This window comes from Pseudoxanthomonas indica (genome assembly GCF_900167565.1).
In the GTDB taxonomy this organism is placed as follows: Bacteria; Pseudomonadota; Gammaproteobacteria; order Xanthomonadales; family Xanthomonadaceae; genus Pseudoxanthomonas_A; species Pseudoxanthomonas_A indica.
The window spans coordinates 275,088-301,280 of sequence record NZ_FUZV01000001.1; the positions used below are offsets into that span (position 1 = coordinate 275,088).

General features: G+C 65.6%; 27 protein-coding genes. 4 read left to right on the top strand and 23 right to left on the bottom strand.

Annotated features, from left to right (window positions below):
• Window positions 1-22: 22 nt before the first annotated feature.
• The 16 genes from B5X78_RS01240 to B5X78_RS18825 form a co-directional block, all read right to left on the bottom strand.
• On the bottom strand, window positions 23-487 hold the full coding sequence (locus B5X78_RS01240; protein WP_079722674.1) for a low molecular weight protein-tyrosine-phosphatase: 465 nt from the start codon (window positions 485-487) through the stop codon (window positions 23-25).
• Window positions 484-1,248, bottom strand: a complete 765-nt coding sequence (gene kdsB / locus B5X78_RS01245) for a 3-deoxy-manno-octulosonate cytidylyltransferase (protein WP_079722675.1) — start codon at window positions 1,246-1,248, stop codon at window positions 484-486. Before kdsB ends, B5X78_RS01240 begins: the two co-directional genes overlap by 4 nt.
• Window positions 1,245-2,246 carry a tetraacyldisaccharide 4'-kinase gene (lpxK, locus tag B5X78_RS01250; RefSeq protein WP_079722676.1) on the bottom strand — a complete coding sequence of 334 codons (1,002 nt, stop codon included), beginning with the start codon at window positions 2,244-2,246 and terminating at the stop codon, window positions 1,245-1,247. Before lpxK ends, kdsB begins: the two co-directional genes overlap by 4 nt.
• Window positions 2,243-4,000, bottom strand: a complete 1,758-nt coding sequence (gene msbA, locus B5X78_RS01255; protein WP_139381343.1) for a lipid A export permease/ATP-binding protein MsbA — start codon at window positions 3,998-4,000, stop codon at window positions 2,243-2,245. The genes lpxK and msbA overlap by 4 nt, the downstream gene beginning before the upstream one ends.
• The gene (locus B5X78_RS01260) at window positions 3,997-4,419 is read right to left on the bottom strand and encodes an ExbD/TolR family protein (protein WP_079722677.1); all 423 of its coding nucleotides are present in this window, start codon (window positions 4,417-4,419) and stop codon (window positions 3,997-3,999) included. The genes msbA and B5X78_RS01260 overlap by 4 nt, the downstream gene beginning before the upstream one ends.
• Window positions 4,420-4,424: 5 nt before the next feature.
• The gene (locus tag B5X78_RS01265; protein ID WP_079724372.1) at window positions 4,425-5,084 is read right to left on the bottom strand and encodes a MotA/TolQ/ExbB proton channel family protein; all 660 of its coding nucleotides are present in this window, start codon (window positions 5,082-5,084) and stop codon (window positions 4,425-4,427) included.
• 51 nt (window positions 5,085-5,135) lie between these two features.
• A complete protein-coding gene (locus B5X78_RS01270; RefSeq protein ID WP_229730986.1) occupies window positions 5,136-7,529 on the bottom strand; it encodes a DNA internalization-related competence protein ComEC/Rec2 in 2,394 nt (797 codons plus the stop codon).
• 115 nt (window positions 7,530-7,644) lie between these two features.
• Window positions 7,645-8,343, bottom strand: a complete 699-nt coding sequence (gene lolD, locus B5X78_RS01275; RefSeq protein WP_079722679.1) for a lipoprotein-releasing ABC transporter ATP-binding protein LolD — start codon at window positions 8,341-8,343, stop codon at window positions 7,645-7,647.
• A complete protein-coding gene (locus B5X78_RS01280) occupies window positions 8,336-9,583 on the bottom strand; it encodes a lipoprotein-releasing ABC transporter permease subunit (protein ID WP_079722680.1) in 1,248 nt (415 codons plus the stop codon). The genes lolD and B5X78_RS01280 overlap by 8 nt, the downstream gene beginning before the upstream one ends.
• Window positions 9,584-9,612: 29 nt before the next feature.
• Entirely contained in the window at window positions 9,613-10,065 is a 453-nt protein-coding gene (locus B5X78_RS18305; RefSeq protein WP_139381344.1) for a hypothetical protein, read from the bottom strand.
• A complete protein-coding gene (locus B5X78_RS01285) occupies window positions 10,016-10,267 on the bottom strand; it encodes an FAD assembly factor SdhE (protein ID WP_229730988.1) in 252 nt (83 codons plus the stop codon). The genes B5X78_RS18305 and B5X78_RS01285 overlap by 50 nt, the downstream gene beginning before the upstream one ends.
• A 53-nt stretch (window positions 10,268-10,320) precedes the next feature.
• Window positions 10,321-11,103: a succinate dehydrogenase iron-sulfur subunit gene (locus B5X78_RS01290; RefSeq protein ID WP_079722682.1), complete on the bottom strand. Its 783-nt coding sequence runs from the start codon at window positions 11,101-11,103 to the stop codon at window positions 10,321-10,323.
• Between the two features lie 15 nt (window positions 11,104-11,118).
• The gene (sdhA, locus tag B5X78_RS01295; protein ID WP_079722683.1) at window positions 11,119-12,909 is read right to left on the bottom strand and encodes a succinate dehydrogenase flavoprotein subunit; all 1,791 of its coding nucleotides are present in this window, start codon (window positions 12,907-12,909) and stop codon (window positions 11,119-11,121) included.
• Window positions 12,910-12,913: 4 nt separating this feature from the next.
• Window positions 12,914-13,309 (bottom strand): succinate dehydrogenase, hydrophobic membrane anchor protein, encoded by a 396-nt coding sequence (gene sdhD, locus B5X78_RS01300; RefSeq protein ID WP_079722684.1) that lies wholly within the window; start codon window positions 13,307-13,309, stop codon window positions 12,914-12,916.
• On the bottom strand, window positions 13,306-13,698 hold the full coding sequence (gene sdhC, locus B5X78_RS01305) for a succinate dehydrogenase, cytochrome b556 subunit (protein WP_079722685.1): 393 nt from the start codon (window positions 13,696-13,698) through the stop codon (window positions 13,306-13,308). Before sdhC ends, sdhD begins: the two co-directional genes overlap by 4 nt.
• A 56-nt stretch (window positions 13,699-13,754) precedes the next feature.
• A complete protein-coding gene (locus B5X78_RS18825; protein WP_079722686.1) occupies window positions 13,755-13,943 on the bottom strand; it encodes a DUF1674 domain-containing protein in 189 nt (62 codons plus the stop codon).
• A 123-nt stretch (window positions 13,944-14,066) separates the two neighbouring features.
• Between B5X78_RS18825 and ygfZ the strand changes: the two genes are divergently transcribed.
• Window positions 14,067-14,861 (top strand): CAF17-like 4Fe-4S cluster assembly/insertion protein YgfZ, encoded by a 795-nt coding sequence (ygfZ, locus tag B5X78_RS01315; RefSeq protein ID WP_244898544.1) that lies wholly within the window; start codon window positions 14,067-14,069, stop codon window positions 14,859-14,861.
• An 82-nt stretch (window positions 14,862-14,943) separates the two neighbouring features.
• The gene (gene ubiM, locus B5X78_RS01320) at window positions 14,944-16,164 is read left to right on the top strand and encodes a 5-demethoxyubiquinol-8 5-hydroxylase UbiM (RefSeq protein ID WP_079722688.1); all 1,221 of its coding nucleotides are present in this window, start codon (window positions 14,944-14,946) and stop codon (window positions 16,162-16,164) included.
• Here the strand turns inward: ubiM and B5X78_RS01325 are convergent, their stop codons facing one another.
• The 6 genes from B5X78_RS01325 to B5X78_RS01350 form a co-directional block, all read right to left on the bottom strand.
• Window positions 16,165-16,707 (bottom strand): NADPH-dependent FMN reductase, encoded by a 543-nt coding sequence (locus B5X78_RS01325; protein WP_079722689.1) that lies wholly within the window; start codon window positions 16,705-16,707, stop codon window positions 16,165-16,167. It abuts the gene before it with no gap.
• Window positions 16,708-16,902: 195 nt separating this feature from the next.
• A complete protein-coding gene (locus B5X78_RS01330; RefSeq protein WP_079722690.1) occupies window positions 16,903-19,161 on the bottom strand; it encodes a thiamine pyrophosphate-dependent enzyme in 2,259 nt (752 codons plus the stop codon).
• Between the two features lie 59 nt (window positions 19,162-19,220).
• Window positions 19,221-19,871 carry a glutathione S-transferase family protein gene (locus B5X78_RS01335; RefSeq protein ID WP_079722691.1) on the bottom strand — a complete coding sequence of 217 codons (651 nt, stop codon included), beginning with the start codon at window positions 19,869-19,871 and terminating at the stop codon, window positions 19,221-19,223.
• 66 nt (window positions 19,872-19,937) lie between these two features.
• A complete protein-coding gene (locus B5X78_RS01340) occupies window positions 19,938-20,498 on the bottom strand; it encodes a GNAT family N-acetyltransferase (RefSeq protein ID WP_079722692.1) in 561 nt (186 codons plus the stop codon).
• Window positions 20,499-20,556: 58 nt separating this feature from the next.
• Entirely contained in the window at window positions 20,557-21,720 is a 1,164-nt protein-coding gene (locus B5X78_RS01345) for an acyl-CoA dehydrogenase family protein (RefSeq protein ID WP_079722693.1), read from the bottom strand.
• Between the two features lie 156 nt (window positions 21,721-21,876).
• Entirely contained in the window at window positions 21,877-22,698 is an 822-nt protein-coding gene (locus B5X78_RS01350; RefSeq protein WP_079722694.1) for a glycine zipper 2TM domain-containing protein, read from the bottom strand.
• Between the two features lie 175 nt (window positions 22,699-22,873).
• On the opposite strand from B5X78_RS01350, the gene B5X78_RS01355 reads away from it, so the two are divergent.
• A complete protein-coding gene (locus B5X78_RS01355; protein WP_079724373.1) occupies window positions 22,874-23,110 on the top strand; it encodes a DUF6116 family protein in 237 nt (78 codons plus the stop codon).
• A complete protein-coding gene (locus B5X78_RS01360) occupies window positions 23,107-23,877 on the top strand; it encodes a TatD family hydrolase (RefSeq protein WP_079724374.1) in 771 nt (256 codons plus the stop codon). The genes B5X78_RS01355 and B5X78_RS01360 overlap by 4 nt, the downstream gene beginning before the upstream one ends.
• 75 nt (window positions 23,878-23,952) lie before the next feature.
• Here B5X78_RS01360 and B5X78_RS01365 read toward each other — a convergent pair whose 3' ends face one another.
• Window positions 23,953-25,935, bottom strand: a complete 1,983-nt coding sequence (locus tag B5X78_RS01365) for an alkyl/aryl-sulfatase (RefSeq protein WP_079722695.1) — start codon at window positions 25,933-25,935, stop codon at window positions 23,953-23,955.
• Between the last annotated feature and the right edge of the window lie 258 nt (window positions 25,936-26,193).

Genomic DNA, 26,193 nt, shown 5'->3' on the forward strand with positions numbered 1-26,193 from the left:
CGTCACCGATTATGCCGGACTCTCAGGAGGAGAAAAGTCGACGGACCGCCGCTGACGCGGCCGAATCGACCAGTCGCCAGACATGGTGGAAGTCTTCGCGGCTACCGGTATAGGGATCGGGGACCACGCCCTGCGCCTGGATGCCGGCCCAGTCCAGTAGCAACACGGCCTTGTGCTCGAGCCCGGCCGGGGCAATCCGCAGGGCGTCGCGCAGGTTCTGCGCATCGGCGCAGAGCAGCCAGTCGAAGTCGTGGAAGTCCTGCGCGCTCAACTGGCGTGCTCGCAGTCCGCTGATGTCCACGCCGTATTCGCGCGCGCAGGCGATGGCGCGGCGGTCCGGCGGTTCACCGCAGTGCCAGTCGCCCGTGCCGGCGGAGTCCACTTCCACCCGGTCGCCGAATCCGGCCTGCTCAAAGGCATGCCGCACCGCGCCTTCAGCCATCGGCGAGCGGCAGATGTTGCCCAGGCAGACCAGCAACAGCTTCATGCGCCGGCCGCCCACAAGCGCTCGGCGCGGGCCAGATCTTCGGGCGTGTCCACGCCGGGCGGAAACGGCTCGGGCGTCAGCGCCACCGCGATGCGATGGCCTGCTTCGAGCACGCGCAGTTGTTCCAGCGACTCGGCCTGCTCCAGCAGCCCGGGCGGCAAGCGGGTGTAGCGGCGCAAGAAGCCGGCGCGGTAGGCGTAGATGCCGATGTGGCGAAGCCACTGGCCGGCTGGCAGCACCGTGCGGTCGGCCGCGAAACCATCGCGATGCCAGGGAATCGGCGCGCGGCTGAAGTACAGCGCATCGCCGCTGGCATTGCGGACCAGCTTGACCGCGTTGGGGTCGAACAGGGTCGGCGCGTCCTCGATCGGCACGGCCAGCGTCGCCATTTCGGCGCCGCTGTCGGCCAGCGCCTGCGCCACCGCGCGGATGCCCGCTGCCGGTGCGAAGGGCTCATCGCCTTGCAGATTGACCACCAGGGTGTCATCGGACCAGCCGGCGATGTCGGCGCATTCGGCCAGCCGATCACTGCCGGAGGCATGCGCAGGGTCGGTCATCGCCACCTCCACGCCGGTGCCCTGCAAGGCTTGGCGGATGCGATCGTCGTCGGTGGCCACCCAGACCGCACGCGCGCCGGCCGCCAGCGCGCGTCGCGCCACGTGCAGCACCAGCGGGTCGCCGCCAATCAGCCGCAGTGGTTTGCCCGGCAGCCGCGATGCGGCGTAGCGGGCGGGAATGGCGACGACAAAGTCCAGACTCATGTGGGCTCCCTGATCGAAGCAAGGCGACTGAGCAATCCCACCCAGAAGGCCTCCGGCAGCTGCGCCGCGATGGGCACGCTGAAATACCAGTCCTTGGCGAAGGCACTGCATTTCACCGCGTCCTTCTCGGTCATCAGCACCGGCAGTTCGCTGCCAAAAGCAAAATCGGCCGCACGGTAAGCATGATGATCGTCGAAGGCATGCGGCACCACGCCGATACCCTGCGTACGCAGCATCTCGAAGAAACGCTGCGGGTGGCCAATACCTGCCACGGCATGCACGCGCTGGCCGGCGAAGCTGGCCAGCGGCCGCGCGCGGCCACCGCGCATGGGCTGGACCAGATCGTGCTGCAGGCGCATGGGCCATTCGCCGAAACCAGGCTCGCCGCCATTGAGCACGCGGAAATCGCAGCGCGCGCCGCGCTCGGCCGGTTCGCGCAGCGGGCCGGCAGGCAGCAGCTGGCCATTGCCATAGCGGCGCTGGCCGTCGATCACTTCAATCTCGATGTCGCGCTGCAGGCGGTAGTGCTGCAGGCCGTCATCACACAGGATCACGTCGCAGCCCGCCTGAATCAGGGCACGGCCAGCGGCCACGCGATCGCGGTCGACGCGCACGCGTGCGCCAGTGCGACGGGCGATCAGGACCGGTTCGTCGCCACCCAGCTCGGGCGCGGTATCGGCATCGACCCAGGCCGGCGTGGATTCATCCTGCCGGCCGTAGCCACGGCTGGCCACGCCGGGAGTGAAGCCGGCGTCGCGCAGGCGCTGCACCAGGGCAATGGTCAGCGGCGTCTTGCCGGTGCCGCCCACGGTGACGTTGCCCACCACGATCACCGGCACGGCCAGGCGATGCGTGCGCAGCACGCCCATGCGCAACAGGCGCATGCGCAGCGCGACCGCGCCGGCGTAGATGCGGGCCAGCAAGCGCGCGTGCCAGGGTGGTGTCTTGTCGGAGAACCACCACGCTGGCGGCGTGCGCGGTTTGGGTTCGCCGCTCACTCGCCCTCGCCTTCGCGGAACTGCATGCGATGCAGATGCGCGTACAGGCCATCGCGCGCCAGCAGCTCAAGGTGTGTGCCCTGCTCGACGATGCGGCCCTGGTCCATCACCAGCACCTGATCGGCATGCTCGATGGTGGAAAGACGATGGGCGATGACCAGCGTCGTGCGATCCGGCATCAGCTTCTGCAGGGCGTTCTGCACCAGTCGCTCGGACTCGTTGTCGAGCGCGGCGGTGGCTTCGTCCAGGATCAGGATCGGCGCGTCCTTGAGCATCGCCCGCGCAATCGCCAGGCGCTGGCGCTGGCCACCGGACAGGCGGCCACCCTTGGGTCCGACCGGCGCCTGCAGGCCTTCGGGAAGTTCGCGCACGAACTCCATGGCGTTGGCGCCTTCCACCGCGCGCTCCAGCGCCTGCGGCGGGACCTGCTGCATTTCGCCGTAGGCCACGTTCTCGGCAATGCTGCCGTCGAACAGCATCACCTGCTGGCCCACCAGCGCGATCTGCCGGCGCAGGTCCGCCAGCGCGTACTCCTGCAGCGGATGGCCATCGACCAGAATCTGCCCGGACTCCGGTTCGTAGAAGCGCGGAATCAACTTGATCAGGCTGGACTTGCCGCTGCCGGAACGGCCGACGATGGCGGTCACTGTGCCGGGCTTGGCGATGAAGCTGACGTCCTGCAAGGCCGGGCGCACCTGGCCGGGGTAACGGGCGGTGACGTCACGGAATTCAATCAGGCCCTGCGCGCGTTCCAGATGACGGCGGCCGGTATCGATTTCGTCCGGCGCATCGAGCACCGAGAACAGGCGTTCGGCCGAGGCCACGCCGCGCTGGACCATGTTCTGCACATTGGTCAGTTGCTTGAGCGCCGGGATGATGGCGGTCATCGACAGCATGAGCGTGATGAAGTCGCCGGCGTTGAGTCGACCCGCCTGAGCTTCGTAGCCGGCGATGAGCAGCAGCACGGAGAGGCCGACCGCGCCCATCATCTGCACCACTGCCGTGGAAATTCCCTTGGTGGATTCCACCTTCATCGAGAGCTTGAGGTTGGTGTCGGCCAGCGCCTTGTAGCGCTTCAGCTCTTCGGCCTGGGCGCCGTAGATCTTGACCTCCTGCTGGCCGGTCAGGCTTTGATCCGCGGCCTGCAGCAGATGTCCGCCACTTTCCTGGATGCGATGGCTGATGCGGCGATAACGCTTGGCGACCTTGTCCATGATCCACGCCAGCGGCGGCGCCAGGATCAGGATCGAAATGGTCACCTGCCAGCTCGTCCACAACATCACCGCCAGCATGGCGATGGCTTGCAGCGCCTGCTGGATCATCACCTTCATCGCATCGACGGCCGCCTGCGCGACCTGATCCGAATCCGAGCCCAGGCGCACCAGCATCGAGGGCACCGGCTCGGAATCAAAGCGCGCGCCCGGCATGCGCAGATACTTGCCCAACACCTTGACCCGCAGGTCACGCGCAATACTTCTGGCCGCACGCCCCATCGACATGTCGGTGACATAGCCGGCCGCGCCACGCACCAGGAACAAGCCGATGATCACCGCCGGCAGGATCCATACCTTGTCCAGGTCGCGCTCGACGAAGGTCGTGTTGGTGATGTAGCCCATCATCTTGGCGAAGGCGCCGCTGACGCCGGCTTCAATCAGCGCCGCCACCACCGCCAACGACAACAGGCCGCGATACGGCCGCGCAAAACTCAACAAGCGCCGATAGGTCACCCAGGCCGAATGCGGCTCGGCGTTCACCGCTTCGCCTCCGGCGCGGTGGCGATCTGGATCTTGCGGAAGCCCGCCTGGGCCAGCGCGTCGTAGGCCGTCACCACCGCCTGGTGCGGCGTGCGCGCATCGGCGCGCAGCAGTACGGGACGGTCGCGATCCTGGTCAGCGGCTTCTTCGATGGTCTGCTTGAGCGCGTCCACGTCGGTGCGCAGCACTTCGCGCTCATCGACGAAGTAATGGCCATCGGCGTTGATCAACACGCTCAGGGTCTTGGCTTGCGCGGCCACCGGCTCGCCCTTGGCGCTCGGCAACTGCAGCTGCAACATCGAGCGCGAATCGAACGTGGTGGTGATCACGAAGAAGATGATCAGCACCAGGATGACGTCGATCAGCGGAACGAGGTTGATCTCCGGCTCCTCGTGGGCGCGGTCGTCACGAATCCGCATGGGGTTCAGCCGTTGGCGCCGACGGTGGACGGACTGGCGGCCGGCCGCGGGGCCGGACGCAGGTGACGGGATTCCAGAGCGTCCACCAAGGCGCCTGCTTCCTTCTCCATCTCGACGATGTAGCCGCCAATGCGGCCACGGAAGTAGCGGTGCGCCCACAGCGCGGGAATCGCCACGATCATGCCGGTGGCCGCGCAGACCAGCGCCTTGCCGATGCCGCCGGCCAGCTGGTTGACGTCACCCAGGCCGCTGTCCTGGATGCCCAGGAACATCTGGATCATGCCGACCACCGTACCCAGCAGGCCCAGCAAGGGGCCGGCCGAAGCGATGCTGCCCAGCGTGTTGAGGAATTTCTCCATCCGGTGCACGACATGGCGACCGGTGTCTTCGATGCGTTCGCGAATCTGCTCGCGCGGACGGTTGCGCACATCCAGCGCGGCGGCCAGCAGTTCGCCCAACGGCGAGGTACGGCGCAGCGATTCGATATGGGCGGGCTCCAGTTGGCCGCGCACGGCCCAGTTGCGGACTTCCTCGCCCAGACCCGGCGGCATGATTTCCTTGCGACGCAGGCTCCAGAAGCGCTCCACCACGATGGCCAACGCCAACACGGCCAGCAACAGCAGGGGAATCATCGGCCAGCCGCCCGCCTTGACCAGTTCCAGCACGTCCACGTCCTCGGGCCCATCGGGCCGTTCCTCACCGGCCGATAGAATAGCCTAGAGTGAATCACCTCCCCTGCCCGGCAGGCTTTTGCGGGGGTTTTCCGGCTCACTTTGCCACTGCTGTTGGCGTTCTACGGCATCCCACCAGCGGGCATGGGCGTGACGGCGTTCACGAACGGATAGCCCCCCCGCCCCCAGCCAGACCTGGATGGCGCCCGAGCGCGCCGTATCCAGCACCTCGGCCCCCGCCTGCTGCCAGCGCTGGACCACCTCCGGGCGCGGGTGTCCAAAGCGATTGCCATGGCCGCTGGCGACCAGCGCCAGGCGCGCGTGGCTGGCCGCGACAAAGCCCGGGTCGGACGAACCTCCGCTGCCATGATGAGCCACCACCACGACCTCATTGCGCACCGCGCGGGGCTGGCTGCGCAGCAGTTCGCGCTCGATGACCTGACCAATATCGCCGGTCAACAACACGCTGCCGTGGACGGTCTCGATGCGCAGCACGCAACTGGCTTCATTGCCCAGATAGGGGAAGTGGGCGTCGGGATGCAGCACGCGAAAGCGCACGCCGTCCCAGCGCCATGCCTGTCCCCGCACGCAGGGCCGCACCGGCGCAGGCAAGCGAGGCGACAGCGCAGGCATGCCGGGGGGCGCCAGGCTGTCGGCCACCTGCAAGGCGGCATGCACACTGGCCTGCCCACCGGCATGATCGTTGTCGCCGTGACTGAGCACCATGCGATCCAGTTCGGACACCCCCCAGGCGCGCAGTGCAGGCACGACCGCGCGCTCACCTGCATCAAAGCCGTCGCGCGTGGCCGGACCGGTGTCGTAGAGCAGGCGGTGGCGATGCGTCTGCACGAGCACCGACAAGCCCTGCCCCACGTCGATGACCGCCACCTGCACTTCGCCCCGGGCCGGCCATTGCCGGTTCGGCCAAAGCAGCGGGCACCACAACAGCAGGGCCAGAGGCTTGCCCGGCACACCGCGTGGCAACAGCAGCCACAGCGCTCCGAGCAAGGCCAGCGGCAACGCCCCGATCGACGCTTCCGGCAGCCACCACAAGGCAAGACGGGATCGCGCGCAGGCTTCGATCAGCGGCCACAGGCCATCGAAACAGGCCGCGGCCAATCGCCAGATCGGCAGGCCCGCCGCCGGTGCGATGGATTCCAGCGCGAGCGCCAGCAATGACAAGGGCACCACTACGAGCGTCCACCAGGGAATCGCCAACAGGTTGAGAAACGGTCCAAGCAGCGACGCTTGATCAAACAGGACTACGGACAGCGGCAGCAGCCCCACGGTCGCCACCGCCTGTGCGGAAAGAAAGCTCCGCCACATCGGTGACGTCTGATCATCAGGCAGGCACCAGGCGAGCCAGGCCACCCCGGCAAAACTCAACCAGAAGCCGGCGGTCAGCGGCGCGAGCGGATCGAACAGCAACACCGCCGACAAGGCCAGGGCCAGCGCCTGTCCCACCGTGGCAGGGCGTCGCCCGAGCCGGGCCAGCGCCCACACCGACATCATCAGCACCGTGCGCACGGTCGGTAGTGCGAAGCCGGCCAGCGCGGCATAGCCCAACCCCGCGAACGCCGAGGCGATCGCCATGGCTTGCGGACGTGGCAGGTGGCGCGGAAGCCAGGCGCCGACTCGCCACAGCAGACCCACCAGCGAAGCCAGCGCCGCCGCGACCATGCCGACATGGAAACCCGAGATGGCGATCAAATGGGTCAAGCCGCTGGCGCGCAGCACCTGCCAATCAGGGTCGGTCAGGCCGCGCGTGTCGCCCAGCGCCAATGCGCGCAGGAATCGCGATGACGACGCTGGCACGCCTTGCCCGATGCGCGCCGACATCTGTTCGCGCCACGCCATCAGACCCCGCGCCTTGCCCAGTCGCCGCGCGGAGAACGCCTTGCGCACGTAGCCCGTAGCCGCAATTCGTTGCGCCACGGCGTGGCGTTCCGAGTCGAAGCCGCCCGGATTGCGAAGCCCGCGCGGCGCACGCAGCTTGACCGCAAACCGCCAGCGCTCGCCGGCGCGCAGCCGCACGCGCGGCCCCGGCATCTTCGCGTCATGGTCGTCGTACCACGACAGGATCACCCGGCGTCCATCGAGCCGTTCGGTGATATCCGCGGATTCAATCTGGAAGTCGAAACGGGTCTGGCGCGCGCCATGGCTGGGCAGTCCGCTGACACGACCGGTCACCACCAGTTCTTCCTTCTCCAGCAGCGGCGGCAGCTGTCGATGCAGGGCCAGCGCCCCGTGCAGCGCGGTCCAGGCGAAGCCGAACAACAAGGCGCCGCACCAACGGGCACGCCAGCGCCGGCCCCATAGGTAGAGGGCCAAAACGCACAGCCCGGCACTCGCCGTGACCGGCGGCAGCACCGGCGCCAGCAGGCAGAGTCCGGTGCCGGTCAGCAAGGCGGCCGCACAGGCGGGCCCAAACGGGGGCACGGTGCGGACGTCGGGGCGATGAAGGGGCGACTGCGAAGGCATGCCTCGCAGTGTGGAAGTCGCCGATGGCGCGCGGTATCAGGCGATGCCGCGCGCGCGGCTCAGGGTTTTCTGATCAGACGTCCGACGCGGCCAAGGCGCGCAGCTTGCCTTCGTGCAGTTCCAGCACGCGATCCAGGCGACGCGCCAGCCGGCGGTCATGCGTGACCAGCACCAGACTGGTCTTCTGCGCGCGATTCAATTCCAACATCAGGTCGAACACGGTCGCCGCGGTCTTCTCGTCCAGGTTGCCGGTGGGTTCATCGCCGAGCACGCAGGCCGGACGATTGACCAGTGCGCGTGCGACGGCCGCACGTTGACGCTCACCACCGGACAGCTCGCCCGGTTTGTGTTCGATGCGATGGCCCAGGCCCACGGCTTCAAGCAGCGCACGCGCCTTGTCGCCGGCTGCGCGGGCATCGGCGCCGCCGAGCATCACCGGCATCATCACGTTTTCCAGCGCGGTGAATTCCGGCAGCAGGTGATGGAACTGGTAGACGAAGCCCAGCGCCTGGTTGCGCAGCTTGCCGCGGGCGGCGTCGGACAGCGACGACATCTTCTTGTCGGCCACGTAGACCTCGCCCGCCGTCGGCGTGTCCAGGCCGCCCAGCAGATGCAGCAAGGTGCTCTTGCCGGCGCCGGACGCGCCCACGATGGCGACGGTTTCGCCCGCCTCCACGCGCAACTCCAGGCCGTCGAAGACCGGCGTGTGCAACTTGCCTTCGGCGTAGGTCTTGGCCAGCGCTTCGGCACGGATGACGGAGGGATTACTCATAGCGCAGCGCCTCCGCCGGCTGGGTACGCGCCGCGCGCCAGGCCGGATACAAGGTGGCCAGGAACGCCATGATCAATGCGACGCAGGCGATGGTAATGACATCGCTGGCCTGCAGGTCATACGGCAGGCCGGTGATGTAGTAGACGTCGGAAGGCAACAGGGTGACGTGGAAGACCTTCTCGATCAGATCCAGGATGCGCTCCAGATTCATGGTGAGCGTGATGCCACCGATCACGCCGGCGACGGTGCCGATGATGCCGATCAACGAGCCTTGCACCATGAACACCTGCATTACCCCGCGCGGGGTCAGCCCCAGGGTGCGCAGGATGGCGATGTCGGCTTGTTTGTCGGTGACCAGCATCACTTGCGAGTTCACCAGCGAGAACGCGCCCATCAGGATGATCAGCGAGAGCAGGATGCCCATCACCGTCTTTTCCATTTTCAGCGATTGGTAGAGGTTGGCGTTCTGGCTCTGCCAGTCGCTGACCCGGTACACATGGCCGAGCCTGTAGACCAGGTCGCGGGCCACCACCATCGCCTTGTCCATGTCGTGCAGTTTGAGCCGCACGCCGGTGACGCCGTCGCCCATGCGCAGCACCCGTTGCAGATCCTGCATGTGCACGACGGCCAGATTGCGGTCGATGTCGTTATGCCCCACCGAGAAAATGCCGGTCACGGTGTAGCGTTTGATCTTGGGCATCGCGCCCATCGGCGTGCCCTGGAAATCGCCGGCGGTGACCACCACGCTGTCGCCCACCCCGACCCGCAACCAGGCCGCGAGCTCCTGCCCCAGCAGGATGTGGAACTCGCCGGGCTGCAGGGAATCCAGGCTGCCGGCCTTCATCTTCTGGCCCAGCACCGACACATTCCCTTCCTGCGCCGGCACCACGCCCTGCACCAGCGCGCCCTGCGGATCGGCGAAGCCACTGATCATGGCCTGCACGTCCACGTACGGCGCGGCGCCGGCCACGCGTGGATCTTCCATGGCGATCTTGACCGCATGCGGCCAGTCGGTCATGGCCTCGCCTGCCCCGCTGACCGTGGCGTGGGCGGTCATCTGCAGCAGACGGTCGCGGATTTCCCGCTGGAAGCCGCTCATCACCGACAAGGTGGTGATCAGCACGGCTACGCCCAGGGCGATGCCGATCATCGAGGCCAGCGAGATGAAGGAGATGAAGCCGTTGCGGCGCTTGGCCCGCAGGTAACGCAAGCCGATGGCGACGGGGATGGGGTTGAACATTAGACCCTGAGCGGTGGTGTTCGTGCCGGCTATGGTGCCATTGACCGGCGGCTCCGCGATACGCGCCAGTCTTCCGCGGCCAGCGTGAGTTCACGCCGTGCCTGCCGGGACAGGCTGTCCGGACAGCAGCTGCGATGGCGCCAGCGTCCTGTCGGGTCCTGCCAGGCCAGCACAGTCAGCGGGCCACGCCGGCTCAGCCGCAGGTCGCGCACCGCCTGCCCGTCCACCCTGGGCGGTTCGTTACCTCCGGGCAGGACGAAGCATGGCCGCGGTCGGCGCGCCTCCCACCTGGCACAGACCAGTCCCCATGCGAAGGCCAGCATGCCGATGGGCCAGCGCAGGACCGACGGCGCATTGCTGCCCAGCATCGCCATGGCGGCGAGCAGGCCGAGCAGGATCAGCGAGGCCTGCAGTTGACGCGACGGCTGCCAGTCAAGCCGGCAGCTGACGGATACGCTCGATGAGTGCGGCGAGTTCGCCATCGGGACACTGCTCATAGCCCATGAACCAGCGCCAGAGTTTGTCGTCTTCGCAATCCAGAAGCCGTAGGAAAACCCCGCGTTGGGATTCGGAATCTTCCGGCCAGTAGTGTTCGAGATGGCGTTCGAACAGCTGATCGAGTTCACGCATGCCGCGCCGGCAGCGCCAGCGCACGCGTTTGAGTTCGATGGCGTGATCGTTCATGACAGGCATCGACTGCCGCGCGCTCGCGCAACGCGGCTGTCCGGCGTCGGGACTTACGCCCGGCGCTCCATCATCAGCTTCTTGATTTCGGCAATCGCCAGCGCCGGATTCAGGCCCTTGGGGCAGGTCCGTGCGCAGTTCATGATGGTGTGGCAGCGGTAGAGCTTGAACGGATCTTCCAGATCGTCCAGGCGTGCACCCGTGTCTTCATCGCGCGAGTCGATGATCCAGCGGTAGGCCTGCAGCAGGATCGCCGGGCCCAGGTAACGCTCGCCGTTCCACCAGTAGCTCGGGCACGAGGTCGAGCAGCAGGCGCACAGGATGCACTCGTACAGGCCGTCCAGGTGCTTGCGATCTTCCGGCGACTGCAGGCGCTCGCGATCCGGCGGGGCCGGCGTCTGCGTGCGGATCCACGGCTTGATCGAGGCGTACTGCGCGTAGAAATGGGTCAGGTCGGGCACCAGATCCTTGACCACGCTCATGTGCGGCAGCGGATAGATCGGCACTTCGGCCTTGGCGCAGTCGCTGATGGCGCGCGTGCAGGCCAGGGTGTTGGTGCCGTCGATGTTCATCGCGCACGAACCGCAGATGCCTTCGCGGCAGGAGCGGCGGAAGGTCAGCGTGGGATCGATCTCGTTCTTGATCTTGATGAGCGCGTCGAGAACCATCGGACCGCAGGCGGCCAGATCCACCTCGTAGGTATCCACGCGCGGGTTCTGCCCGTCGTCCGGATTCCAGCGGTAGACCTTGAAGGTGCGCGGCTGCTTGGCATCCTTGGCGGGGAAGTGCTTCCCCTTCTGGATGCGCGAGTTTTTCGGGAGTGCAAATTCGGCCATGGTCTTGTCTCCCGGTCAGTAAACGCGCGGCTTCGGCGGCACCACATCCACGTCCTTGCTCAACGTGTACATGTGCACCGGGCGGAAGTCGAAGCTGCACTTGCCCTGCTCGTCGACGTTGACCAGGGTGTGCTTCTGCCAGTTGACGTCATCGCGATCCGGGAAGTCCTCGTGCGCGTGCGCGCCGCGGCTCTCGTGTCGCTGTTCGGCCGAGTTGATCGTGGCGACCGCGTTGAGCAGCAGGTTGTGCAGTTCGTAGGTTTCGATCAGATCCGAGTTCCAGACCAGCGAGCGGTCGCTGACCTTGACGTCCTGGAACGACTGGAAGATCTCGTCCATCTTGCCGCAGCCTTCCTGCAACGTCTTGCTGGTGCGGAATACCGCCGCGTCGGACTGCATGGTGCGCTGCATGCGATCGCGGATGACCGCGGTCGGCGTGTCGCCATTGGCATTGCGCAGCTTGTCCAGGTGCGACAGCGCCTTGTCGCAGGCATCGCCGGCCAGCGGCTTGTGCGACGCGCCGGACTTGATGGTCTCGGCGCAGCGGTTGGCCACCGCACGTCCGAACACCACCAGATCCAGCAGCGAGTTCGAGCCCAGGCGGTTGGCGCCATGCACCGACACACAGGCGGCTTCGCCGATGGCGTACAGGCCGGGCACGACGGCATCGGGGTTGTCGCCGACCTTGCGCACCACTTCGCCGTGGTAGTTGGTCGGGATGCCGCCCATGTTGTAGTGCACCGTCGGGATGACCGGAATCGGCTGCTTGCTGACGTCCACACCGGCAAAGATGTGTGCGCTCTCGGCGATGCCGGGCAGCTTTTCGTTGATCACTTCCGGGCCGAGGTGGGTCAGATCGAGCAGGATGTGATCCTTGTGCTCGCCGACGCCGCGGCCTTCGCGGATTTCAATGGTCATCGAACGCGACACCACGTCGCGCGAGGCCAGATCCTTGTAGTGCGGTGCATAGCGCTCCATGAAGCGCTCGCCGTTGCTGTTGCGCAGGATGCCGCCTTCGCCGCGCACGCCTTCGGTAATCAGGCAGCCGGCGCCGTAGATGCCGGTGGGATGGAACTGCACGAACTCCATGTCCTGCATCGGCAGGCCGGCACGCATCACCAGACCGCCGCCGTCACCGGTACAGGTGTGGGCCGAGGTGGCGCTGAAGTAGGCGCGGCCGTAACCGCCGGTGGCCAGCACCACGCCGTGGGCGCGGAACAGGTGCAGCGAGCCTTCGGCCATGTCCAGCGCGAGCACGCCGCGGCAGACGCCTTCCTCGTCGAAAATCAGATCGAGAGCGAAGTACTCGATCATGAAGCGCGCGTCATGCTTGAGCGACTGCTGGTACAGCGTGTGCAGCATGGCGTGGCCGGTGCGGTCGGCAGCGGCGCAGGTGCGCTGTGCCGGCGGGCCTTCGCCGTAGCGGGTGGTCATGCCACCGAACGGGCGCTGATAGATCTTGCCTTCTTCGGTGCGGCTGAAGGGCACACCGTAGTGTTCCAGCTCGATGATGGCCGGAATCGCTTCACGGCACATGTATTCGATGGCGTCCTGGTCGCCCAGCCAGTCCGAACCCTTGATGGTGTCGAAGAAGTGGTAGCGCCAGTCATCCTCGCCCATGTTGCCGAGCGCGGCGGAAATACCGCCCTGCGCGGCCACGGTGTGCGAACGGGTCGGGAAGACCTTGGTCAAGCAGACCGTCTGCAGGCCCTTGGCGGCCAGGCCGAAGGTCGCGCGCAGGCCGGCGCCGCCGGCGCCCACCACGACCATGTCGTACTTGTGTTCGGTGATCTTGTAAGCGGACATTGAATCAATTCCCCAGCGCGATGCGGGCCACGGCGAAAACACTGACGATCGCGCCGAGCACGGCGACGAACTTGACGGTGGTTTGCACCGCCAGGGCCAGCAGCGAGGTGTGTACGTAATCTTCCAGCACGACCTGCAGGCCGAGCTGGGCATGCCAGAAACTGGCAATCAGGAAGCCGACCAGCAGCACGGCGTTCCAGGGCTTGGACACCGCTTCGGTGGCGGCGACGTAGTCGGCGCCGATCAGGCTGAGGGCAAAGCCCAGGAACCAGATGCTGAGCAGGACCAGCGCGGTGGCGGTCAGGCGCTGGTAGACGAAATGCGCGGTGCCCAGTTTGGCGGAGCCCAGCCCCGCCACGTTCTTGAGCGGGGTGCGGTAACGCGGCGACTTGTTGCTCATACGGCACCTCCCATCAGCACCCAGGCCCAGATCAGCGCGGTGATGATCAGGCTGCCAATCACCGACAGCCAGCTGTTGCGCACGAAGGTGGGAATGGCGTAGCCCACCGCGAAGTCCTGCACGATATGGCGGATGCCGTTGCACAGGTGGTAGGCGAAGGACCAGGTCCAGGCGAAGAAGAACACCTGGCCGTACCAGGCGCCTGCCACGTCGCGGAAACAGTTCCAGGCGTCAGGCCCGAGCATCAACGCCATCAGGCCGGCGGCAATGATGAGCGCGCCGAAGGCCAGGAAGATGCCGGTGCCACGATGCAGGATCGAAGTGGCCATCTGGATCTGCCAGCGGTAGACCTGCAGATGGGGGGAAAGCGGACGTTGAGGTGTCGCCATTCGCTGATTCTTTCTCGGCTGGGCGGTCACCAGACCGCGTTGGCTAAAGCTGCGTGTCAGAAATCGACGCAGCGTCCGTTTTTTTCCCAATCGCCATAGCGGGTGGGTTCTAACCCGTCACGTCCCCCGAATTCCCTGGCCAGCGGCGCCTGTGGCGCAGCCTGCCCACCTGGCGTGGTCGTGCCGTTCTCGGACGACTGCGTTCCAGGTTCGGGCGTGGGCTCGGGGGGTGTTTGGCCTATCATGAGATTCTCGCAACGCACAAAATTTTAATCCTCGCCCCCTTGCCTGACAACCTTCGCCCACTTCCGACGCCTTTGCTGGCGCTGCCCGACCATACCGTCGTGAGCTTTCAAGGGCCTGACGCCGTGGCTTTCGCGCAGGCGCAGTTCGCCAACGACGTGAGCGCGCTGGCGCCCGGCCAGTGGCAGTGGAACGCCTGGCTGACGCCCAAGGGCCGCGTGATTGCGCTGTTTGCGCTGATTCGCCGCGACGCCGATACGCTCTGGGCGGTGCTGCCCGACCTGCCCGCCGAGGACTTTGTCGCGCCCCTGCAGCGCTTTGTCTTTCGACGAAAGGTGAAGATCCAGGCGCGCCCGGAACTGGTCGTGGCCGGCGGTCATGGGGTGGCCGATGCCAGGCCGGACGCCGTGGGTGGCCGCTTCGGCGAGCGCGACGGCGCACTGGTGTTGGACCGCGGCAGCGACAGCGCGGCGCGTTACTGGTGGCTGGGCGAGGCCGGACAGGCATCGCTCGGCGTGGATGAGGGTGAGTGGTTGCAGCGCGATCTGCGCGATGGCGTGCCCCGCCTGGGCGCGGCGCAGCGGGAACAATGGACGCCGCAGCAGCTGTCACTTGATCGCTTGCAGGCTTACAGCGTCAAGAAAGGTTGCTATCCCGGCCAGGAAATCGTGGCCCGCACGCACTTCCTCGGCAAAGCCAAGCGTGGCCTGCGCCTGTTGCACGCCGATGCCGCCCTGGCCATTGGCGCGGCGGTGTCCGATGGCAGCCGCGACGTGGGCGAAGTCGTCTGTGCCGGCGCCGACGACTCTTCTGGCTGCTGGGCGCTGGCGGTGATGCCGCTGGAAGTGAGCATGGCGCCGCTCTCGGTCGACAGCGTAACCGTCAGCGAACACCCGCTGCCAGGTGGCCTGATCCGCTGAGCGCAGGCGGTTTGATTCAGGTCAATGAGTCGCCGCCGTGGATGCCTAGACTGCGCTGCAGTCCTCTTGCGCGGAAATCGCCATGCATTCTGACGTTCTGATCATCGGCGCCGGTCCGGTCGGCCTGTGCCTGTCCAGCGCGCTTTGCGAACTGGGTCTGAGAGTCGGCCTGATCGAACGGCAAAGCGAAGCGTCGATCGCCGCACCGGCATTCGATGGCCGAGAAATTGCCCTCACCCATGCGTCCATGCGCCTGCTGGCGGAACTGGGCCTGTCACAGCGCCTGGAGCCGGCAGATGTCTCGCCGCTGCGCGCGGCCAAGGTACTGACCGGACGCTCGCAACGTGGCATGGACGTGGATGGCCAGTTCAGTGGTCACGAACAGCTGGGCATCTTGGTGCCCAACCACCGCATCCGCCAGGCGGCGTGGGAAAACGTGCGCGGTCACGAGCGGCTGCAATCCTACTTCGACGCGCGGGTCGCTTCCGTGCACACCACCGAACGCTGCGCCGTGGTCGAGTTGCAGGACGGCCTGAGCCTGAGCGCGCCGCTGCTGATCGCCGCCGACAGCCGCTTTTCCGAAACCCGTCGCAGCCTGGGCCTGACTGCGGACCACCACGACTTCGGCAAGACCATGCTGGTGTGCCGCATGCGCCATGAGCAGCCGCACCACGGTACCGCCTGGGAATGGTTTGGCCACGGCCAGACGCTGGCCCTGCTGCCCCTGCAGGAGCATCTGGCCTCTGCGGTGATCACGGTGTCCGGCAGCGAAGCGCACCGGCTGATGGATTTGTCGGAAGAGGCGTTCGCCCGCGAGATCGAACAACGCTACGACCAGCGACTGGGCAGGATGGAACTGGCGAGTACGCGCCACGCCTACCCGCTGGTGGGCGTGTATGCGCGCAACTTTGTCGGCCCCCGCTTCGCCTTGGCCGGCGACGCTGCCGTGGGCATGCATCCGGTCACCGCGCATGGCTTCAACCTGGGCCTGGCGAGCGTGGAGCGGCTGCGTGACCTGGCCCGCACCGCACTGGCGCAGGGCCGGGATCTGGGCGATGCCGCGCTGCTGCAGCGCTACGAGCGCCGCCATCGCGTCGGCACGCGACCGCTGTACCTCGCCACGCGCGCGGTGGTGGAAGTGTTCACCGATGATCGCCGACCCATGCGCGCCGCGCGCGAGGCCATCCTGCGCACCGGCCAGCGCCTGTCGCCGTTCCGGCGTGCGCTGGCGGCGAGCCTGGTCGACGATGGTCCGGTCGATCAGAGCCTGTGGCGGCGGATGGGCGCGCTGCTGCCACGCTAATCAGCGCAGCCAGGCCTCGTAACGTTCGAGGAACAGCAGTAGGCGCTTGCGCGCACGCTCATCGACGATGTCGCCGTTGTCGTCAAACAGGCCCTCGCGGTACTGCAGGGCGATTTCCGGTTGCGGCAGCACGGCCACGTCCACCGCCGCCAGGACGTTGCGCAGATGCTGCTGCGAGGACACCGTGCCATGCGCACCCGGCGACATGCCGATGATGCCGGCGCGCTTGCCGGCAAAGGTCTTGCTGCCACCGGGGCGGCTGGCCACGTCGATCGCGTTCTTCAACACGCCGGGGATGGAGCGGTTGTATTCCGGGGTGACGAACAGCAAGGCGTCGGCCTGTTCGATGTCGTTCTTGAAGCGCAGGGCGCTGGCCGGGAAATCCTGATCGAAATCCTGGTTGTAGAGCGGCAGGTCGCCGATACCCAGGGTCTGGAAGGCAAAGCGATCACCCGCGAGGCGTTCAACTGCTCGCGCCAGTTGCCGGTTGTAGGACTGCTTGCGCAGGCTGCCGATGATGACGGCGATGGTGGGAGTGGACATGGGGGCGCCGGCTGGGGGGAGTTGGCACCAGATTAACGTGCGGCAGGCGTATCGGCTGCGGCTTGCCCCCACCCAACCCTCCCCCGCTATGCGGGAGAGGGCTCGAGTTCACTCCCCCGCTTTGCGGGGAAGGGCTCGAGCTCTCTTCCCCGCTTTGCGGGGAAGGACGTCAGCAGGGGGGGCGGTCGCCCCGGGTCAGGCCAGGCGGTCGGCGGCGGCAACGATGTCGTCATCGCCTGGCAGCACCAGGAACGCGGCGCCGGCCAGCGGGGTGTAGGTATCGGCGCCGACGACGCGCTGGAACGGACGCGCGCCGAAGCCGGCTTCGGCGATCGCGGTGATCACGCCCTCGCCCACCCCGGCCGAATGTCGGCCCTCATCGACCACCAGGATGCGCTTGGCGCTGCGCGCCTGCTCGGCGATGAAAGCCTCGTTGAGCGGCACCAGCCAGCGCAGATCCACCACGCGCACCTTCCAGCCATGCTTGGCCTCGATGCTGCGGGCGGCGCGCAGGCTCATGGGAATGCCATTGCCATAGCTGAAAATCACCAGGTCGTCGGCGTCATCGTTGTAAACGCGGCCCTCGCCCAGGGTCATGGCCTGTTCCTGCGCCGGATACGGGAACAGCCACTGGCCGTCACCGGCTTCGTACAGATCCTTGGTCATGTACAGCGCGATCGGTTCAAGGAAGGCGGTCACCCGACCATCGACCTTGGCCAGCGCCGTCAGCGTGCGCAACATGGTGGCCGCATCGTCGCCACGCGAGGCGCAGCCCACGACCAGGCCCGGAATGTCACGCAACGCGGTAATGGAATTGTCGTTGTGGAAATGCCCGCCAAAGCCACGCTGGTAACCCAGGCCGGCAATGCGCACCACCATCGGGTTGCGGTACTGGTCATTGCTGAAGAACTGCAGGCTGGCTGCTTCGCCGCGAATCTGGTCGCAGGCATTGTGGAAATACGCCAGGTACTGGATTTCCGGCAGCGGCAGCATGCCCATGTTGGCGTAACCCTGGGCCAGGCCGAGGATCATCGTCTCGTCCAGCAGCGTGTTGAACACGCGACCGCCCTTGAAGGCTTTCTGCAGGCCCTTGGTCACCGTGTACACGCCGCCCTTCTGCGCGACGTCTTCGCCGAACAGCAGCGTCTCGGGATACTTGCAGAACAGATCATGCAGGGCGTTGTTGATCTGGATCGCCAGATGACGCGGCGGCAGTTTCTCCGGCAGCTTCTCTTCGCTGCCGAAAGCGGCGACGCGCTTGTCGTGCGGTGCGGTACGGCTGGCTTCGGCCGCGACCTTGTCAGGCGAATAAGGCGCCAGCGGCGCCATCACTTCCTCCAACGTCTCGATCTTGCGCGTGCGATCGGCCTGCTCGGCGGCAGCGAAACAGCGTTTGCGCACCTGTTCGTACAGCGCCAGCAGCTCATCGCGCGACAGCACGCCCGACTCCAGCGCAATCGCCGCGCTGCGCAGCAAGGGGTCGGTGGCTTCGACCGCGACCAGTTCCTCGATCGGCCGCCACTCGATTTCGAAGTCGGTGCCGGCATGACCCATGATGCGGGTGGTGCGCAGGTGCAGGAAGGTCGGCCGGCGGCTGCCACGGCAATGCTCCACCGCCGCCTGCACCTGGCCATAGCCCTGCGCCAGATCCAGGCCGTCGGCAAAGAAGTAGTCCAGGTCACTGCGATGGCGGAAGTTGCGCGCAATCCAGTCGGTCGGGGTCTTCACCGAAATGCCGATGCCGTTGTCTTCGCAGACGAACAACACCGGTGCGGGCAGCTTCTGGTAGGCGGTCCAGGCAGCGGCGTTGAACGCGGTCTGCGCGGTGGCGTGGTTGCTGGAGGCGTCGCCGAACGAGCAGATCGCGATGCTGTCCTCCGGAATCGGCAGCGCATGGCCCAGGCGACGGCCCTGCTCGATGGCCACAGCCGTGCCCAGCGCCTTCGGCAGGTGCGAGGCAATCGTCGAGGTCTGCGGCAGCACCCACAACGGCTTGCTGCCCCAGACCTTGTGGCGGCCACCGGAGGCGGGATCGTCGGCGCTGGCGGCAAACGACAGCGCCGAATCCATCACCGGGTCCATGCCCGGCAACTTGCGGAAGCGCTCGGCCATGAAGCCGCCACTGCGGTAATGCAGGAAGGCCGGATCGGTATGCCGGGTCAGCCGCGCCACCATCGCATTGCCTTCGTGACCCGAACTGCCGATGGTGTAGAAGACCTTGTTCTGCACGCGCAGCACGCGCGCCATCAAGTCCAGATGGCGCGAGATCAATTGCGATTCGAGCAGTTCGAAGAAGCCACGCGCATCCAGCGCACTGCCCGCCAGCACCGCAGCGGCATCGGCCGGACGCGCCTGCGTGGGACCGTCCCACTGCTTGACGAATTCGACGAAGTTGACGTCGCAGATCTCGGCGCGGTTGAGGCCTTTCATGCGGGCGGGAATCGGTTGACTCATGGAATGGGTTATCCGGTTGACGGGCCTGGCCCGCGACTCATGGGAATTCTGGAAGGAGGTCAGTGCTGCGCGAGCAAGGTGCGGACGTCGTCGTGAGGGAGCGGCATGGGAACGAAATGCGGCGTCCGACCGACCCGCGCCAGCCAGCCTTCTACAGCCGGGAACTTGCCAAGATCGAAACCACCGTCAGCAGCGCAATGCGTATAGGCGAACAGCGCGACATCGGCCACGCCGTACCCCGGACCGGTGAACCATTTATGCCGGCCCAGGTGCCGTTCCATCACCGCCAACGCCTGTTCGCCCCGTTCAATCAGACGCGGAAGGTCCGCGCGACGCGGGGAATCGATCGGCGTCCAGCCACGTACGAAGCGCGCGACCGCCACGTAAGGTTCGTGGCTGTACTGCTCGAAGAACAGCCAGCTCAAGGCCTGCGCGCGTTGCCAGGCGTCGGTCGGCATCATCGGCGTGCCCTCGGCCAGCCAACAGATGATGGCGTTGGACTCGGTCAGCACCGCGCCGTCGGCGCGTTCGAGCATCGGCACCTTGCCGTTGGGATTCTTCGCCAGGTAAGCCGCGGTGCGGGTGGCGCCGTTGGGGCTGTCGACTTCGATCCACTGATACGGGCGGCCGACCTGCTCCAAGACCAGGCGGACCTTGTGGCAATTTCCGGAGGTGGAGTAACCGTGGACGGTGACGGAGTCAGTGGACATGTGCGCGATCTCTGCAGACGTTCGAGAGGAACCGGACAACCCTGGCGGAATGCTGGCGGGGCAAGCTCACGCGTTGTCCGCTGTCGAGTGGCGCCGCGCCAGCCACTGCTGGCGTGACTGGCCCCAGATTTCAATCGGCTTGCCGGCATGCGGCGGCGGCAACTCGCCCACGCGCAAGAGCGTCGAGCCAAGTTTGCGCGCCACGGCCTGCGAGTTCGCGTTGGCCGGGTCGATGGTGTGGATGACCTTCTCCCAACCCAGCGTGGCAAAGGCCCAGTCGGTGCTGACGATCGCCGCTTCCGGCGCGTAGCCTTTGCCCCATGCGGTGCGCACGATGCTCCAACCTACTTCGGTGCCAGGCCAGTCGACCGGATTCCACGGGCCGACCCGCCCGACCCACTGGCCACTCGCCTTCTCGATGACCGAGAACATGCCAAAGCCTTCCATCTGCCAGCTGCCCACCATGGTGGCCAGGCTGCGCCAGGCCGGCGAACGCGCCTGGATGCCGCCGAGGTGGCGCATGGCTTCCTCATCGGCCACGAATGCCGCCCAAGGTTCGTAGTCCTCGCGCCGCGGGGGCCGCAGCAGCAGGCGTTCGGTTTCCAGTTGCAGATCGAACAGGCTCATGGACAGCGTGCCGGCGATGGAGGACAGGACGAAGCCAGCGGGCTCCGTCCTGTCGGGATCAGAACGCGCTGATGCCAGTCAATTCGCGACCGATGACCAGCTGGTGCACGGTCTCGGTACCTTCATAGGTGATGACCGATTCCAAGTTCAGGGCGTGGCGGATGGCCGCATGTTCGGTGGTGATGCCGGCGCCGCCCAGCAGGTCGCGGCATTCACGCGCGATGTCGATGGCGATGCGGCAGTTGTTCCACTTCGCCAGCGAGACCTGCTGCGGCACCATGGTGCCGGCATCCTTGAGGCGACCGAGCTGCAGCGACAGCAGCTGCGCCATGGTGATCCGGCGGGCCATCTCGGCCAGCTTGATCTGCGCGCTCTGGGTGGCCGCGACGGGGCGGTCAAACAGGATGCGTTCCTTCGAGTAGTTCAGCGCTTCGTCGAGGCAGGCGATGGCGGCGCCAATCGGGCCCCAGGTGATGCCGTAGCGGGCCTGAGTCAGGCAGCCCAGCGGTCCCTTCAGGCCTTTGACGTTGGGCAGGCGGTTGGCGTCCGGCACGCGCACGTTGTCGAAGAACAAGCCGCTGGTGACCGAGGCGCGCAGGCTCATCTTGTGCTTGATTTCCTGGGCGCTGAAACCGGCCATGCCCTTCTCCAGCACGAACCCCTGGATACCTTCGTCGGTCTGCGCCCAGACAATGGCGATGTCGGCCAGGTTGCCGTTGGTGATCCACATCTTGGAGCCGTTGATGACCCAGTCATCGCCGTCGCGACGGGCATGGGTCTTCATGTTGGCCGGGTCCGAGCCGCCGTGCGCTTCGGTCAGGCCAAAGCAGCCGATGACCTTGCCCGCCGCCATGTCCGGCAGCCAGCGCTGGCGCTGTTCTTCGTTGCCGTAGGCGTAGATGGGGTACATGCAGAGCGAGGACTGCACGCTGACGAAACTGCGGATGCCGCTGTCGCCGCGTTCCAGTTCCTGGCAGATCAGGCCGTAGCTGACCGCATTGAGGCCGGCGCAACCGTACTTTTCCGGCAACGAGGAACCCAGCAGGCCCAGGTCGGCGATTTCCGGCAACAGTTCCTTCGGAAAGCGCGCCTGGTCGAAGGCGTCACCGATGATCGGGCGCACGCGCTCGTCGGTGAAACGGGCCACGGTGTCCTGCACCGCGCGTTCTTCTTCCGAGAGCAGGGAGCGGACGTCAAACAGGTCGTACGGGTTCAGGGCCATGCGGATTCGCGCCGATGCGGACAGCCTCGCATTGTATTCGTCGGCCGGCCAACCCCGGTAGCCGCGTAGCGAAAAGGAAAGGCCGGCGTTTCGCCGGCCTTTCTGGGGTTACTTCGTGGATTTGTCAGCGGGCCGGCTGGGCGACCCCAAAACCGGTCAACCCTGCTTGCTGCCACCGGCCGAGGCGGTCTGGGTGACCACCTTGCCATTGATCACCGGCAGGCGATCGCTTTCCGGCTTGTCGTCCAGGCGCACGGTGTCTTCCTGGCCGTCGTAGCGGTAGGTCACGTCATAGCCCACGACCTTCTCGGTATTGCCCATGGCAATGCGGCTGCCCGGCTTGCTGCCCATGCGCATCGTGCCGGTGGTGCCATCGGCGTTGCGGTAGGTCACGTTGTAGCCGGTCACGCGGGAGGACTCGGAGCTGGCGTTCTCGGTGTGGCACTGGCGCTCGGTGCGGGTCACGACCTGGCCGCCGACATGACGCTTGTCGACCTGGTTGCCAATCACGCCGCCCGCGACCGCACCAGCCGCCGTGGCCGCCTTCTTGCCGCGACCGCCACCCACCTGGTTGCCCAGGATGCCGCCGATCACCGCACCGGCGACCGTGCCGCCGACGTTGCCATCCTTCTCGGGCAGACGTTCCTGCACCTGCACGTCCTGGCAGACCTCATGCGGGGTGGTGGTGGTGGTGGTCTCCCGCACCGGCTCGGTGCCAATCACGGTGGCGTAGAGCTTCTCGGGGGTGGTCACCGGCTTGACGTTGAGAACGTCGGCGTATTGCAGGGTGTCGGCCGGGATGGCCGCATCTTCGACCTTGGCGTCTTCTGCAGCCAGCGCCGGGTCGGTCAGGGACGCGCTTTCGCCCGCAGGCGTGGTCACCGCCTTGTCTCCGCCCTTCAGGAAGGCGGCAGTGGCAACGCCGCCTACAAGCAGCGCGCCGGCAGCGACCAGAATCATGGTGGTGTTGTTCTTCATCGCAGCCTCCATATTGGGCTCAGCCCAAGGGTTACATTGCGCATCATTGCACCACTACGAAGCTGAACCAAGCCCCGTAAAATGCATACCAAGTCGTCCCAATTGTGAACGACTCCACATTCGTGCCGAGCGTGTTAGCGTGCCCGCTGAGATGCCATTCGCCGGAGAATTGACCATGGCAACCCCGCTGCTTCTGCCGATGTTGGAATGGGCGCGCAAATTGCGTTATCCCACCCTGTTCAAACTGACGGCGGCGCTCTTCATCTTCAGCATCCTGCTGCCGCCGGGGCTGGATCCGATTCCCTTCCTGGACGAACTGGTGTTCGGTCTGGGCACGATACTCCTGGCCAACTGGAAGCGTCGCAAGGATCCCGAACCGCCGGCCATCGAATCGGGATCGCGTCTGCGCTGAACATGTTGATTGACAGCCATTGCCACCTGGATGCCTCGGAATTCGATGACGACCGCCAAGCGGTGATCAAGCGGGCACGCGATGCCGGGGTGACCGCACAGGTGATTCCGGCCGTGGACGCCGCCGGCTGGCCCAAGCTGCGCGATCTCTGCCGCACGAACACTGGCTTGTTTCCGGCCTACGGCCTGCATCCCATCTTCCTGGCCGAGCATCGTCCGGAACATCTGCAGGAGCTGCGCCGATGGCTGCAGGACGAAGGTGCGGTGGCGGTGGGCGAATGCGGCCTGGACTATTTTGTGGAGGGTCTGGATCAGCACAGCCAACAAAGCTACTTCGATCAACAACTGCTGTTGGCGCGGGATTTTGACCTGCCCGTTATTGTGCATGCGCGACGCGCGGTCGATGCGGTGATCAGCTCGTTCCGGCGCGTCGGCGGTCTGCGCGGCGTCGTGCACAGTTTTTCCGGCAGCGAGGAACAGGCTCAGCAACTGTGGAAGCTGGGCTTCCTGATCGGCCTCGGTGGGCCGGTGACCTATGAGCGGGCGCAGCGCTTGCGGCGATTGGCCAGCCAGATGCCACTGGAGTATCTGCTGTTGGAAACCGATGCACCCGATCAGCCCGACGCGCACATCCGCGGCCAGCGCAACGAACCTGCACGACTTGCCCACGTCTGCGACGAAATCGCCAAGTTGCGCGACGTAGACCCCGCTGGTGTTGCCGAGGCCACACGCCTGAACGCCCAGCGCCTGTTCGCGCTACCGGGCTAGTTTCTTCGCGCCAGGACAAAAAAAGGCACCGCCCCCCTTGGGAGCGGTGCCTTGGCGCGTCCTTGCCCGTCTCGCTTACGGCGTGACGATATTGAACCAGAAGTTGAAGGTGTCCATCAGACCCAGGAACTCGGCAAATTTCTGCTTGTCTCCGTTGATCTTGATCTTGCCGTCCTTGATCTGCTGGTCGAACGTGGCCTTGCCCAGCATCACGTCATCCAGCGCGGCCTTGGTCAGAACGATGCTGGCATCGGCCTTCGGCGTATGGCCGTTGGCGTAGTTGAGCACACCGTTCTCCACGGTCAGGCCGTACTGCTTGCCCAGATCGGTGAAGTCCATGTCCAGATTGATCATCTTGCCAGCGGCCTTCGGGCCGTTCAGGCGCACGCTCAGGTAGTCGAACAGCATTTCCGGCTGCATGGCGCGGATGGTGTCCGGGCTGGCGGCAACCGTACCACCGGCCTTCGGCACGCCATTGCGCAGCTCGTAAGCACCTTGCAGATAAATCGAACGCCACGGGCCGGACTCGGCCTGGTAACCCAACTGCTCATAGGCATCGGCCAACATATCCTTGCCGCGTGCGCTGTTCGGGTTGGCGAATACGACGTGCTTCAGCGCCTCGGCGACCCAGCGGTACTCACCGCGATCAAAGTCAGCCTGTGCACGCTGCAGCACCGCCTCTTCGCCGCCCATGTAGGCAATGTACTTCTTGGCAGCATCTTCCGGCGGCAGGTTGTTGAGGTCGGACGGGTTGCCGTCATACCAGCCCATGTAGCGCTGATAGATGGCGCGCGAGTTGTGCCTCAGGCTGCCGTAGTAGCCACGGTTCGCCCAGAAATTATCCAGCTCCGGCGGGAGCTTGATCATCTCGGAGATTTCTTCACCTGTGTAGCCTTCGTTCATCAGGCGGACCGATTGGTCGTGCATGTATTTGTACATGTCACGCTGCTTCTTCCAGTAGTCGACGATCTTCTGCCCACCCCACATCGGCCAATGGTGGGCCTGGAACTTCACTTCGGTATCTGCGCCATACAGGCGGATGCTCTCGTCGATGAAGCTCGCCCACTTCGCCGAGTCACGCACCTGTGCGCCGCGCAGGGTCAGGATGTTGTGCATCGTGTTGGTGGTGTTCTCGGCCATCCACATGGCTTTGAACTGCGGAAAGTGAATATTGAACTCGGTCGGCGCCTCGGTACCCGGCGTGTACTGCATCACCATCTTGATGCCGTCGACGGTCAATACCTGGCCCGTGTGATCCACCAGCACAGTCGGTTCGATCAGCGTCGCGCGGCCGGTGGAGGTGGTCATGCCCAGGCCACCACTGACGCCGCCTTGTGCGTTACGCGGCAGCAGTGCGCCGTACATGTACACGGCACGGCGCGCCATGGCGTTACCGGCAATCACGTTTTCGCTGATCGAATGCTCGGTGAACCCGGTCGAAGCAATGATCTTGACATTTCCCGCCTTGACATCCGCTTCATCGACCAGACCACGGACGCCGCCGTAGTGGTCGATGTGCGAGTGGCTGTACAGGACCGCCACGACCGGGCGCTTGCCCAGCTTTTCGTTCACCAGATCCAACGCGGCTTTCGCAGTTTCGGCCGAAATAAGCGGATCAAAGACGATCCAGCCCGTATCGCCCTGGATGAAAGTGATATTGGACAGGTCGAATCCACGCACCTGATAGATGCGATCCGTGACCTTGAACAGGCCGTTGACCATGTTCAACTGGGCATTGCGCCACAAGCTGGGATTGACGGTATCCGGTGCCGGTTTGTCCAGGCCGATGTACTGCTTGTAAGACTCCAGATCCCATACGACTTTTCCGGCGGAATCCTTGATGGTGAGGATCTCCGGCCGGGCGATCAGACCACGCTGGGCATCCTCGAAATCACTCTTGTCATTGAATGGCAGTTGCCGTTGCACAGCTGCGTTGGCGGCCTGAGTGGCCGCCGACGCAGGTTTGGGTTGCTTGTTTTCGGCCGTTGCAGCTTGGCTGGAAACGCCAAGCAGCACGGCGATGCCAAGCCCGGTGAGCCATGTGTGGGGAGCTTTCATAGCAATCCTTCTCGTACAGGTGGGGCGATCGAATCCACACTGTGGCCTTCGACCAGGAAAAGGAAAGTCTGTCGGTTTGTGCGTGTTCTTGATTTGGCATTTCATGCCAACCGATTGCCATTTGACGCCATGCTTGAAGTCATACTGGCGTGGATTCGGTCGCTTACAGTCCATAAAAATGAGACGAACCACAGCTCAGACGCAGTTGCACACTCCATAATGTTGTACGCCTGTGCTGGCAGGTAAAGACTCGCGAAC

Bases quoted from the DNA above. Each gene is read 5' to 3' on its own strand.
- B5X78_RS01240 (WP_079722674.1), bottom strand. From the start codon at position 487: ATGAAGCTGTTGCTGGTCTGCCTGGGCAACATCTGCCGCTCGCCGATG.
- kdsB (WP_079722675.1), bottom strand. From the start codon at position 1,248: ATGAGTCTGGACTTTGTCGTCGCCATTCCCGCCCGCTACGCCGCATCG.
- B5X78_RS01260 (WP_079722677.1), bottom strand. From the start codon at position 4,419: ATGCGGATTCGTGACGACCGCGCCCACGAGGAGCCGGAGATCAACCTC.
- lolD (WP_079722679.1), bottom strand. From the start codon at position 8,343: ATGAGTAATCCCTCCGTCATCCGTGCCGAAGCGCTGGCCAAGACCTAC.
- B5X78_RS01280 (WP_079722680.1), bottom strand. From the start codon at position 9,583: ATGTTCAACCCCATCCCCGTCGCCATCGGCTTGCGTTACCTGCGGGCC.
- B5X78_RS18305 (WP_139381344.1), bottom strand. From the start codon at position 10,065: ATGGCGAACTCGCCGCACTCATCGAGCGTATCCGTCAGCTGCCGGCTT.
- B5X78_RS01285 (WP_229730988.1), bottom strand. From the start codon at position 10,267: ATGAACGATCACGCCATCGAACTCAAACGCGTGCGCTGGCGCTGCCGG.
- B5X78_RS01290 (WP_079722682.1), bottom strand. From the start codon at position 11,103: ATGGCCGAATTTGCACTCCCGAAAAACTCGCGCATCCAGAAGGGGAAG.
- sdhA (WP_079722683.1), bottom strand. From the start codon at position 12,909: ATGTCCGCTTACAAGATCACCGAACACAAGTACGACATGGTCGTGGTG.
- sdhD (WP_079722684.1), bottom strand. From the start codon at position 13,309: ATGAGCAACAAGTCGCCGCGTTACCGCACCCCGCTCAAGAACGTGGCG.
- sdhC (WP_079722685.1), bottom strand. From the start codon at position 13,698: ATGGCGACACCTCAACGTCCGCTTTCCCCCCATCTGCAGGTCTACCGC.
- B5X78_RS18825 (WP_079722686.1), bottom strand. From the start codon at position 13,943: ATGATAGGCCAAACACCCCCCGAGCCCACGCCCGAACCTGGAACGCAG.
- ubiM (WP_079722688.1), top strand. From the start codon at position 14,944: ATGCATTCTGACGTTCTGATCATCGGCGCCGGTCCGGTCGGCCTGTGC.
- B5X78_RS01325 (WP_079722689.1), bottom strand. From the start codon at position 16,707: ATGTCCACTCCCACCATCGCCGTCATCATCGGCAGCCTGCGCAAGCAG.
- B5X78_RS01330 (WP_079722690.1), bottom strand. From the start codon at position 19,161: ATGAGTCAACCGATTCCCGCCCGCATGAAAGGCCTCAACCGCGCCGAG.
- B5X78_RS01335 (WP_079722691.1), bottom strand. From the start codon at position 19,871: ATGTCCACTGACTCCGTCACCGTCCACGGTTACTCCACCTCCGGAAAT.
- B5X78_RS01340 (WP_079722692.1), bottom strand. From the start codon at position 20,498: ATGAGCCTGTTCGATCTGCAACTGGAAACCGAACGCCTGCTGCTGCGG.
- B5X78_RS01345 (WP_079722693.1), bottom strand. From the start codon at position 21,720: ATGGCCCTGAACCCGTACGACCTGTTTGACGTCCGCTCCCTGCTCTCG.
- B5X78_RS01350 (WP_079722694.1), bottom strand. From the start codon at position 22,698: ATGAAGAACAACACCACCATGATTCTGGTCGCTGCCGGCGCGCTGCTT.
- B5X78_RS01355 (WP_079724373.1), top strand. From the start codon at position 22,874: ATGGCAACCCCGCTGCTTCTGCCGATGTTGGAATGGGCGCGCAAATTG.
- B5X78_RS01365 (WP_079722695.1), bottom strand. From the start codon at position 25,935: ATGAAAGCTCCCCACACATGGCTCACCGGGCTTGGCATCGCCGTGCTG.